We start from the raw sequence: 9,813 nt of genomic DNA on the forward strand, positions 1-9,813 counted from the left end.
CGGCACCACAGGCCGCCCCTCGTCGCATCCGAACCCGGCACATCGGCGTCCCGACCACCCCTGCGAGCGCATGACCTCCGTCACCGAGCTCTACCACCAGACCCTGGGCGAACGCGGCTACCACAGCGACCCGGCCCAGCTGAACGCTGTTGCGGCGCTGCAGCGCTGCCAGGACGAATGGGCCGCCTACAAGGCGCGTCGTGCCAATGCCGTGACCAAGCTGCTGGTGCGCCCGCCGATCCCGCGCGGGGTGTACATGTTCGGCGGCGTCGGCCGCGGCAAGAGCTTCCTGATGGACTGCTTCTTCCAGGCCGTGCCACTGACGCGCAAGACCCGGCTGCACTTCCACGAGTTCATGCGCGAGGTGCACCGCGAACTGCAGGATCTCAAGGGCGTGCAGAACCCGCTCGACGAACTGGGCCGGCGCATCGCGCGGCGCTTTCGGCTGATCTGCTTCGACGAATTCCACGTGGCCGACGTCACCGACGCGATGATCCTGCACCGGCTGCTCGACGCGCTGTTCGCCAACCGGGTGTCCATCGTCACCACGTCCAACTTCCACCCCGACGGCCTGTACCCCAATGGCCTGCACCGCGACCGCATCCTGCCCGCCATCGAGCTGCTGAAGAGCCGGCTCGAGGTCATCAACGTCGATGCCGGCACCGACTATCGCGCCCGCACGATGGAGCAGGTGCAGATGTACCACTCGCCGCTGGGCGAAGCCGCCGAGGCCGAGCTCGAGCGCACCTTCACCGAACTGGCCGAGGCCCGCGACGAGAGCCCCGTGCTGCACATCGAGCACCGCGAACTGCGTGCCGTGCGGCGCGCCGGCGGCGTGGTGTGGTTCGACTTCCGCACGCTGTGTGGCGGCCCGCGCTCGCAGAACGACTACCTCGAGATCGCCCAGCAGTTCCACACCGTCGTGCTGTCCAACGTGCCGCAGATGCCGCCGCGCCTGGCCAGCGAGGCGCGTCGCTTCACCCTGCTGGTCGATGTGCTGTACGACCGCCGCGTCAAGCTGATCGTCTCGGCCGCGGTGCCGGCCGATCAGCTCTACACCGAAGGTCCGCTCGCCCACGAGTTCCCGCGCACCGTGTCGCGGCTGCAGGAGATGCAGTCGGCCGAGTACCTGGCGCAGGACCGCCGCGAGGTGGACACCGGCATCACCTGAACGCCATGCGACACCTCTCGTCGATCCTGGCGCTGACGGCCTGCGCCATCGCGGCGTCGATGAATCCGGTGGCGGCCCAGCAGCCGGTGGATCCGGTGCAGACCGAGCGCATCCGGCAGGAGCGGCGCGAGGTCGAAGCGCGGCACCAGGCCGCCGTGGCCGCCTGTGCCGCCGTCTTCGCCAGCAACGCCTGCCTCGACCGGGCGCGCACCGACCGGCGCGAGGCCCTCGACCGCCTGCGCCACGAGGAACTGGTGCTGGACGACGCCCGTCGGAAGGAACGTGCCGCGCGGCGGTTGCAGGCCATCGAATCGAAGACCTCCGCCGCCGATGCCCGCCAGGCCAGCGACCCCCCATCGCCGCGAGCGCCAAAGTCGGCCGCATCGCAGCCCTCGGCGCGGGCCAGCGCGGCAAGCCGGGCGAGCGAGGCGGCCGCCGCCTCGCCGCCGGCATCGGCTGCGGTTCAGCGGCAACGGTCGTCGATGGTCCTCAAGGAGCCCGAGGCCGCCCGCGCGGAGCGGGCCCAACAGGCCGAGCGCCGGCGCCTCGAGGCCCAGCAGCATCGGGACAAGGTGCTCGAGCGCAATGCGGCCCGCGACCGCACCCGCCCACCCGCGGCCGGGCTGCCCGTGCCGTCGATCGTGCCCGTGCCGCTGTCTGCATCGGCTGCTGCGTCGGCCGCCCGGCCGGTTCGCTGAGCTGGCACGCCGAACCGGCACGCTGTAGTGCGCGGTGCCGGCCGGTGCACTTCAACCGAGGGGTTCGACCCGCAACATGGCCAGCGACAGGTTGTCGCCGCCGCCTCGAGCCCGCTGCCGGGCTTTCGAGACCAGCAACTCGCTCGATTCGCGCGGGGGCAAAGCCTGCACGGTGGCGCCCAGTTCGCGCGGGCTGAAGTAGTGCCACAGGCCGTCGCTGCAGCACAGCAGGGTGTCGCCGGGCAACAGGCGGTCGATGCGCCCCAGCGTCAACGGCGGGTCGGCCTGCGTGCCCAGGCAGCCGGTCAGCAGGTTGGCTTGCGGGTGGGTGTTGGCCTGCTCTTCGCTGATCTTGCCTTCGTCGATCAGGCGTTGCACGTACGAATGGTCCATCGTGCGAGACACCATATCGGCGCCGCGAAAGTGGTACACCCGCGAGTCGCCGGCGTGCACGAAGTCGCACGACAGGTTGGGGCTCAACAGGAACGCGGCGATCGTGCTGTGTGGCTCTTCTTCGGCGGTGATGGCCGTGAGCTTGATCATCAGGTGCGATTCGTTCACCAGTTGCCGTAGCGCCTCGGCGGGGTCGTCCTTGGCCGGGAGGTAGCGGTCGAACAGCTGGTGAGCGGTGAGGATGACCTGGTCAGAGGCCTTTCGGCCGCCGCTCTTGCCGCCCATCCCGTCGGCCAGCACGGCCAGCAGGCAACCCTGTACGCGGCTGTGGGCGATGATGTCGACCTGGTCTTGCTGGTAGGTGCGGTCACCGCGGTGCAGCGCCGTCGTGGCAACCAGCCGGTAGGGCGAAGTAGGGAGCGCGCTCATTGCGCCTGACTATAAACTCAAGCCGCCATGCAACCTGCCGATCCAGATGTGCCGAATTTGCGGTCGCCCGACCGTCAGTTGATCGAATTGCGCATCGAGCATGCCGATCTCGACAATCTCATCGACCGCGCGGTCGAGGTCTCCCCCATCGACGAACTGGCGCTGCGCCGCCTGAAGAAGCGGCGGCTGATGCTGCGCGACCAGATCGCCCGCCTGGCTGCCGAGCTCGATCCCCCCGAACCCGCCTGATGCCTGCGGACCAGAGCGCGCTGGCGCAGGCCACCCGGCAAGCGCTCGGCCCGGCCGGCGCACTGGCCGAGAACGATGCAGGGTTCGTCGAGCGCGAGGTGCAGCAGCAGCTGGCACAGGCCGTGGCGCTGGCGATCGAGCATCGCCACACCCTGGTGGCCGAGGCCGGCACCGGCGTCGGCAAGACCTTCGCCTACCTGGTGCCCGTGTTGCTGTCGCAGCGCCGCGCCATCGTCAGCACGGCCACCAAGAGCCTGCAGGACCAGCTCTTCATGCGCGACCTGCCGCGGCTGCGCGATGCGCTGAAGCTGCCCGTGCGCATCGCGCTGCTCAAGGGCCGATCCAGCTACCTGTGCCTGCACCGGCTGGCCACCGCCCGCGAGACGGCCACGCTGCCCGATCGTTTCGCGGTGCGCGCGCTGGCGCGGGTGGAGTCCTGGGCGGTGGGCACCACCAACGGCGACCTGGCCGAGATCGAGGGCCTGGACGACCGTTCGCCGGTGATCCCGCTGGTCACGTCCACGCGCGACAACTGCCTGGGCAGCGAATGCCCGAAGTTCCGCGAGTGCCACGTCGTGCATGCGCGTCGCGAGGCCATGGCTGCCGACCTGGTGGTGGTGAACCACCACCTCTTCTTTGCCGACCTGAGCCTGCGCGACAGCGGTGTGGCCGAGTTGCTGCCCAGCGCCGACGTGGTGGTGTTCGACGAGGCCCACCAGCTCGTCGAGACCGGCTTGCAGTTCGTCGCCTCGACATTGGCTGCGGCGCAGCTGATCGATCTGGCCAGGGATCTGCTGGCGGCGGGCCTCAGCCTGGCCCGCGGACTCGGTCCCTGGCAGGACCTGGCCGGGGCGCTCGACCAGGCCGCACGCCAGCTGCGCCTGGCCTGCGCCGGCCCGCTGCGCGAACCGCGCGGCGTGATCCGCCTGCGCTGGGACGAGCGCGCCGCCAGCGGCGAGCTGATGCCGGCCCTGCAGCAGGTGGTGAAGGCCGCGGCGGCCGTGGGCGAGGGCCTGGCCGTGGTCGAGGCCGTCGCCCCCGACTTCGGTCGACTGCGCGAACGCGCCCAGGCGCTGCTCAAGCTCGCCGAGGCCTTTGCGGAGGACACCCCGGCGCAACGTGTGCGCTGGATCGACCTCGGCCCGCGCGACGCGCGGCTGATCGAATCGCCACTGGACATCCGCGACCTGTTCGTCGAGCAGCGTGCACTGGCCTCGCGGGCCTGGATCTTCACCTCGGCCACGCTGGGCACCGACGACGACCTGCAGTGGTTTTGCGAGTCCGCCGCGCTGGAGGACGCCGCCAAGCTGCGCGTGGGCAGTCCGTTCGACTATGCGGCGCATGCGCGCACCTGGGTGCCGCCGCGCTTTCCCAAGCCCAACGAAGCGGGCCACCCCGCGGCCGTGGGTGCGCTGGCGGCCCGTCTGGCCGGGCGACTGGGCGGCCGCACGTTCGTGCTGACGACCACGTTGCGCGTGCTGCCGCTGATCGCCGAGGCTCTGCAGGCCGAGGCGGCTGCGCAGGGCGCAGTCTTGCAGGTGCTCGTGCAGGGCACCCACCCCAAGCGCAGCCTGCTGCAACGATTTCTCGACACGCCGGGCAGCGTGCTGGTGGGCTCGCAGAGCTTCTGGGAAGGCATCGACATCCCCGGCGCGGCGCTGCAGTGCGTGATCATTGACAAGCTGCCCTTCCCGCCGCCGAGCGATCCGCTGGTGCAGGCGCGCACGCGCGAGCTCGAGCGCACCGGGCGCGATGCCTTCAACGACTATTTCCTGGCCGAGGCGGCCATCTCGCTGAAGCAGGGGGCCGGCCGATTGATCCGCAGCGAGACCGATCGCGGCCTGCTGGTGATCGCCGATCCGCGCCTGCGGCAGATGGCCTATGGGCGCCGGCTTCGCCAGGCGCTGCCCGCGATGGGCGCGCTCGACACCGAGGACGATGCGATGGCCTGGCTGGACGAACTCGCGGCGGCGCACTGAATTCGACACGCCGATCGCCGCGCACCGGGTGCGCCTGCGGGGCAGACGCCGAGGCGTGCGCCGCCCTGGGCGCTCAGCCCCTCACCAGAACTGCCACCAGGCCCGCTCGGGCACCCGCACCCCATCGCGCAGGTAGCGGCTGGACGGGAAGTTGCCCTTCAGCACGCGGTCGGCGTCGTCGCGCAACTGTGTCAGGCCCAGCCGGTCGTAGCTGACGGCCAGGATGTACAGCGCCTCTTCGGTGGCGGGCGCCTGCTGGTAGTCGCGCACCGCCTGCTGGGCGCGGTTGGCGGCGGCCAGGAACGCGCCGCGCCGGTAGTAGTAGCGCGCCACATGCACCTCGTACTCGGCCAGCGAGTTGACGATGTAGTCCATGCGCAGCCGCGCATCGGCGCTGTACTTCGAATCAGGGTACTGCTCGACGAGTTGCTTGAAGGCCTGGAAAGCGTCGCGGGAGGCCTGCTGGTCGCGCTCGGACAAGTCCTGCCGCGAGACGGCACTGAGCATGCCCAGGTTGTCGTTGAAGTTGACCGCGCCCTTGAGGTACAGCGCATAGTCCATCGCCGGACTCGACGGGTAGAGCTTGATGAAGCGATCGAGTGTTGAGATGGCTTGCACCCGCTCGCTGGTGCGCCATTGCGCATAGGCCAGGTCGAGCATGGCCTGCTGCGCGAGCAGCGTGCCCGCGCCACGGCCCTCGACGCGCTCGAGGGCCTTGATGGCCTTGTCGTAGCTGCCGGCGTTCAGGTCGTCGCGGGCCTCTGCATACAATTTCTCGGCACTGTCGTCGTCGACCTTCGGCGTCGAACTGCAGCCGACCAGGCCTGCGATCATCGCGCTGGCTACCAGGGCCCAGGGGCGAACATGCTGAAATGGGCTCATCGATCTCGAACGCAGGCGCAGGCGCCAGCGTCGTTCCTCGCAACTTTTCGGATCGGCCGATTCTAATGTGCCCCCCTGCCACCGCTGTGCTCGACCCCACGGCCGCCGACGCGGACGACCCCGACGACGCCGCCCACGAGTGGCGCCACGCGGTGGTGCCCCCCGATGGCCACGGCCAGCGCCTGGACCATCGCCTGGTGATCATGGCGCCGGAGTTCTCGCGCAGCCACCTGCAGGGCCTGGTCGAGCGCGGCCACGCGCAGGTCGACGGCGTGGTGCAGACCGCGGCGTCGCGCAAGCTGAAGGTCGGCCAGCGCATCGACCTGGAACTGGTGCCCACGGCACAGAGCCTGGCCTTCCGGCCCGAGGCCATGGCGCTGAACCTGGTCTACGAGGACGAGCATCTGCTGGTGGTGGACAAGCCCGCTGGGCTGGTGGTGCACCCGGCCGCCGGGCACTGGTCGGGCACGCTGCTCAACGGCCTGCTGGCCCACCATGCCGGCGCCCGCATGCTGCCGCGGGCCGGCATCGTGCACCGCCTGGACAAGGACACCACCGGCCTGATGGTCGTGGCCAAGACGCTGCCGGCCATGACGGGCCTGGTGCGCCGCATCGCCGACCGCGAGGTGCGCCGCATCTACCTCGCCCTGGTGGTGGGCGAGGTGAAGTGGGCTGAGGCCTCGATCGATGCGCCGATCGGTCGGGACCCCGGCTCGCGCTTGCGCATGGCCGTGGTGGCCTCGGGCAAGCCCGCGCGCACCGATGTCGCCCGGCTGCTGGCCACCGACGGCGTGACGGCGCTTCGGTGCCGGCTGCACACGGGCCGCACCCATCAGATCCGGGTGCACCTGGCGCACCGCGGCTTCCCCCTGGTGGCCGATGCGCTGTACGGTGGCCGGCCCCTGCGCGGCCTGCTGCGACAGGCCCTGCATGCGACCGAGCTGGCCTTCGAGCACCCGGTGGACGGGCGGCCCATGGTCTTCCATTCGCCGCTGCCGGCTGACCTGCTCCAGGCCTGGCCCATCGATGCCGAGGGCTTTCCAGCCGGCATGGGGCTACAATCGGCGTGAATAGCCGCGACGCTGCGTGGCGCCGGGGGTGACGAACACCTCCTGGCGGGTCCCGCAGCCCGACGCGCCGTCCCGCACTTCGAGGTGCTGACCGCGCTGCGATGGCTGCCGGCCTGATGCCCGGCTCGACACCTGACGGATCCCAGCGGCCGGAATCGGCTGCCCCTCCCGAGGCCCAACCCGCCTTTGGCCCCCACGAGGGCCTGTTGAACAGAGGTTCATGAACACTTCGGATGCCAAACGCGTCCTCGAGACCGCCTTGATCTGCGCACAGCAACCGCTGCCCCTGCGCGACCTGCGGACCCTGTTCGACGATCAGGTTGGCCTGGACACGATCCGCAGCCTGCTGGACGAACTGTGCCGCGACTGGGACGGCCGCGGCGTTGAACTCGTCGCGCTGGCCAGCGGCTGGCGCTTCCAGAGCCGGCCCGAGATGCGCAAACACCTCGACCGCCTGCACCCCGAGCGGCCGCCGCGGTACTCGCGCGCCACGATGGAAACGCTGGCCATCATTGCCTATCGCCAGCCCGTGACGCGGGGCGACATCGAAGACATCCGGGGCGTCACCGTCAGCACCCAGATCGTCAAGCAACTCGAAGACCGCGGCTGGATCGATGCCATCGGCTACCGCGAGTCGCCCGGCCGCCCGGCGCTGTATGCCACCACGCGGCAGTTCCTCGACGACCTCGGCCTGGCCAGCTTGGACCAGTTGCCGCCCCTCGACGGCACGCCGTCGGCCGAGGCGATGGACTTCGCCCAGCCCTCGCTGCTGGCAGCGGCCGACGACACCCAGGTCGCGCTGCCCCTGCCCACCGATGCCGACGACGACGTCGCGCTTCCGGCTGAAGCTGCCGCCGAACCCATCGAAGCACCCGTTCCCCCTGCGCCCGGCGACGTTGCCGAACGCCTGTCCGACGACACCGCCGCGGCATCGCTTGCCGCATCGCCCTCCGAGACCCTCGAATCATCACCCGACGCGCCAGCATGAACCCGCACGACCAAGACACGCCCGAGCCTGAACTGAATCCAGAGTCTGGCGTCGCCCCGGCGCCCAAGCCGAGGCGTCGAAAGGCGGCTGCGGTGGTGGCCGCCGAGGCACCCGAAGTGACAGTCGCCGCCACAGAGATGGCCGCCGACGTGCCGCCCGCCGCCGAGGCCGCGGTGGCACCCAAGCCGCGCCGCACGCGCAAGGTGGCGGTGCCTGCCGCTGCGGCAGAGGCCGCCGTGGCGGTCGAACTGCCGATCGCGCCCGTCGCAGAGCCCGTGGCCATGCCCGCGGACGCTCGTGTGGAACCGCTGATCGAGACAGTGGCCACCGAGGCGGTCGTTCCCGTGGCGGAGAGCGCCGAGAGGCCTGCCGAAGACGCCGGCGATCGAGCATCCGCGCCGCCGGAAGGTGCCGAGGGCGATGCACCGCGCCGCCCGCGCAACCGCCGCCGCGGCCGTCGCGGCGACGGCGAGACCGTGGCTGCCGCGGGTGGCGAGGGTGCCGCTGACGGCATGCCCGCAGGCTCCGGTGAGCGCGCCGATGCACCGCCGCGCCGAGACCCTGAGCCCGTGGTGCCCGTCGATGCCGGCGAAACCTTCGCGGCCGTGCTGTCCGGCGACTACGACGCGCTGCCCGAGTCCGAGCCCGTCGAGGAGCCCGAGGCACTGCCCGAGCGCCGCGTGCTGGCCGCCGAGCCCGATGCGCCCAAGCTGCACAAGCTGCTGGCCCAGTCGGGCATCGGCTCGCGCCGCGACATGGAGCAACTGATCGAGGACGGGCAGGTCACCGTCAACGACCAGCCGGCGCATGTCGGCCAGCGCATCTCCTACGGCGACCAGGTCAAGGTGTCCGGCCGCCTGGTCAAGCTGCGCATTGCGCCGCCGCTGGCCCGCGTGCTGGCGTACCACAAGCCGGTGGGCGAGGTGGTCACGCACGACGACCCACAGAACCGCCCCACGGTGTTCCGTCGGCTGCCGCGCCTGCCGCACGGCAAGTGGCAATCGGTGGGGCGGCTCGACATCAACACCGAAGGCCTGCTGCTGTTCACCAATTCCGGTGACCTGGCCAACCAGCTGATGCACCCGCGCTTCGGCGTCGAGCGCGAGTACGCCGTGCGCGTGCTCGGCTCGCTCGATGCCGAGCAGCGCGCCAAGCTGCTCGAGGGCGTCGAGGTCGAAGGTCAGCGCGCGGCGTTCAAGTCCATCGAGGACGGCGGCGGCGAAGGCGCCAACCGCTGGTACCGCGTGGTCATCACCGAGGGCCGCAACCGCGAGGTGCGGAAGTTGTTCGACCGCGTCGGGTTGGGCGTGAGCCGCCTGATCCGCATCCGCTATGGCTGTGTCGTGTTGCCGCGCGGACTCAAGCGCGGGGTCTGGGTCGACCTGAGCGAGCACGAGGTGCGCGAGGTGCGCCGCCTCGCCGCCGGCCCGCGCGACGCCCAGCCGCAGCGCCAGGGTCCGCCGGCCGAAGAAGCCGGTGGCAAGGCGCGCCGCAACCGCCGCCGCGGTCGTGGCGACCGACCCGATCGGCCGGACCGCCCCGACCGGCCCGAACGCGGTGCCGATCGTGGCGGTGACCGAGTGGTCGAGCGCGTGGCCGACCGTGCGGTCGACCGCTCGGACGCGCCGCCGCCCCGCCGTGATCCGATGGATGACATCGGTCCGATCCCGAATCCGCTGCAGCAGACCTTCGACAAGCGGGCGATCCGCGAGGCGCGGCAGCCGCGCCGCGAGTACTCCGAGGACGGCCCGATCCCGAACCCGCTCGAGCAGACCTACGACAAGCGCTTCGTGCAGAAGCCCCGCGGCTTCGGCGATGCCCATGGCAAGCGCGGTGGCCAGGGCGGCGGGCAGGGCGGCCAGCCCGACCCGATGAAGACCTCGCTCGGCTACATCGGTGCCGATGCCTTCGTGCGCAAGTTCCAGGGCAATGGCGGTGGTGGGGGTGGTCGCGG

At 71.0% G+C, this 9,813-nt stretch carries 9 protein-coding genes; 7 read left to right on the forward strand and 2 right to left on the reverse strand.

What is annotated here, in order from left to right:
- Positions 1 to 70: 70 nt before the first annotated feature.
- Positions 71 to 1,171 carry a cell division protein ZapE gene (gene zapE, locus EOINJALH_RS19050; protein WP_088282952.1) on the forward strand — a complete coding sequence of 367 codons (1,101 nt, stop codon included), beginning with the start codon at positions 71 to 73 and terminating at the stop codon, positions 1,169 to 1,171.
- A 5-nt stretch (positions 1,172 to 1,176) separates the two neighbouring features.
- Positions 1,177 to 1,869, forward strand: a complete 693-nt coding sequence (locus EOINJALH_RS19055; RefSeq protein ID WP_088282954.1) for a hypothetical protein — start codon at positions 1,177 to 1,179, stop codon at positions 1,867 to 1,869.
- 51 nt (positions 1,870 to 1,920) lie between these two features.
- On the opposite strand, the gene EOINJALH_RS19060 is transcribed toward EOINJALH_RS19055, so the two are convergent.
- Entirely contained in the window at positions 1,921 to 2,691 is a 771-nt protein-coding gene (locus EOINJALH_RS19060) for a PP2C family serine/threonine-protein phosphatase (RefSeq protein WP_088282956.1), read from the reverse strand.
- Between the two features lie 27 nt (positions 2,692 to 2,718).
- On the opposite strand from EOINJALH_RS19060, the gene EOINJALH_RS19065 reads away from it, so the two are divergent.
- Together EOINJALH_RS19065 and EOINJALH_RS19070 are read left to right on the forward strand one after the other, a co-directional pair.
- Complete coding sequence (locus EOINJALH_RS19065; protein WP_088282958.1) at positions 2,719 to 2,940, forward strand: YdcH family protein; 222 nt, start codon at positions 2,719 to 2,721, stop codon at positions 2,938 to 2,940.
- Positions 2,940 to 4,919: an ATP-dependent DNA helicase gene (locus EOINJALH_RS19070; protein WP_088282960.1), complete on the forward strand. Its 1,980-nt coding sequence runs from the start codon at positions 2,940 to 2,942 to the stop codon at positions 4,917 to 4,919. Before EOINJALH_RS19065 ends, EOINJALH_RS19070 begins: the two co-directional genes overlap by 1 nt.
- Positions 4,920 to 5,000: 81 nt before the next feature.
- On the opposite strand, the gene EOINJALH_RS19075 is transcribed toward EOINJALH_RS19070, so the two are convergent.
- Complete coding sequence (locus EOINJALH_RS19075) at positions 5,001 to 5,801, reverse strand: outer membrane protein assembly factor BamD (RefSeq protein ID WP_255407131.1); 801 nt, start codon at positions 5,799 to 5,801, stop codon at positions 5,001 to 5,003.
- A gap of 65 nt (positions 5,802 to 5,866) precedes the next feature.
- Here EOINJALH_RS19075 and EOINJALH_RS19080 point away from each other — a divergent pair, with 65 nt between their 5' ends.
- The 3 genes from EOINJALH_RS19080 to EOINJALH_RS19090 all read left to right on the forward strand — a co-directional run.
- Positions 5,867 to 6,871 carry an RluA family pseudouridine synthase gene (locus EOINJALH_RS19080; protein WP_088282964.1) on the forward strand — a complete coding sequence of 335 codons (1,005 nt, stop codon included), beginning with the start codon at positions 5,867 to 5,869 and terminating at the stop codon, positions 6,869 to 6,871.
- A 220-nt stretch (positions 6,872 to 7,091) separates the two neighbouring features.
- Positions 7,092 to 7,859, forward strand: a complete 768-nt coding sequence (gene scpB / locus EOINJALH_RS19085) for an SMC-Scp complex subunit ScpB (protein ID WP_088282967.1) — start codon at positions 7,092 to 7,094, stop codon at positions 7,857 to 7,859.
- Positions 7,856 to 9,813: pseudouridine synthase (locus EOINJALH_RS19090; protein ID WP_088282993.1), on the forward strand; the 1,958-nt coding region annotated here is incomplete at its 3' end. The genes scpB and EOINJALH_RS19090, both read left to right, overlap by 4 nt.

This window comes from Ideonella sp. A 288, from assembly GCF_002198735.1.
GTDB lineage: Bacteria > Pseudomonadota > Gammaproteobacteria > Burkholderiales > Burkholderiaceae_C > Pseudaquabacterium.

Bases quoted from the DNA above. Each gene is read 5' to 3' on its own strand.
- EOINJALH_RS19075 (WP_255407131.1), bottom strand. From the start codon at position 5,801: ATGAGCCCATTTCAGCATGTTCGCCCCTGGGCCCTGGTAGCCAGCGCG.
- EOINJALH_RS19070 (WP_088282960.1), top strand. From the start codon at position 2,940: ATGCCTGCGGACCAGAGCGCGCTGGCGCAGGCCACCCGGCAAGCGCTC.
- scpB (WP_088282967.1), top strand. From the start codon at position 7,092: ATGAACACTTCGGATGCCAAACGCGTCCTCGAGACCGCCTTGATCTGC.
- EOINJALH_RS19080 (WP_088282964.1), top strand. From the start codon at position 5,867: ATGTGCCCCCCTGCCACCGCTGTGCTCGACCCCACGGCCGCCGACGCG.
- EOINJALH_RS19065 (WP_088282958.1), top strand. From the start codon at position 2,719: ATGCAACCTGCCGATCCAGATGTGCCGAATTTGCGGTCGCCCGACCGT.
- EOINJALH_RS19060 (WP_088282956.1), bottom strand. From the start codon at position 2,691: ATGAGCGCGCTCCCTACTTCGCCCTACCGGCTGGTTGCCACGACGGCG.
- zapE (WP_088282952.1), top strand. From the start codon at position 71: ATGACCTCCGTCACCGAGCTCTACCACCAGACCCTGGGCGAACGCGGC.
- EOINJALH_RS19055 (WP_088282954.1), top strand. From the start codon at position 1,177: ATGCGACACCTCTCGTCGATCCTGGCGCTGACGGCCTGCGCCATCGCG.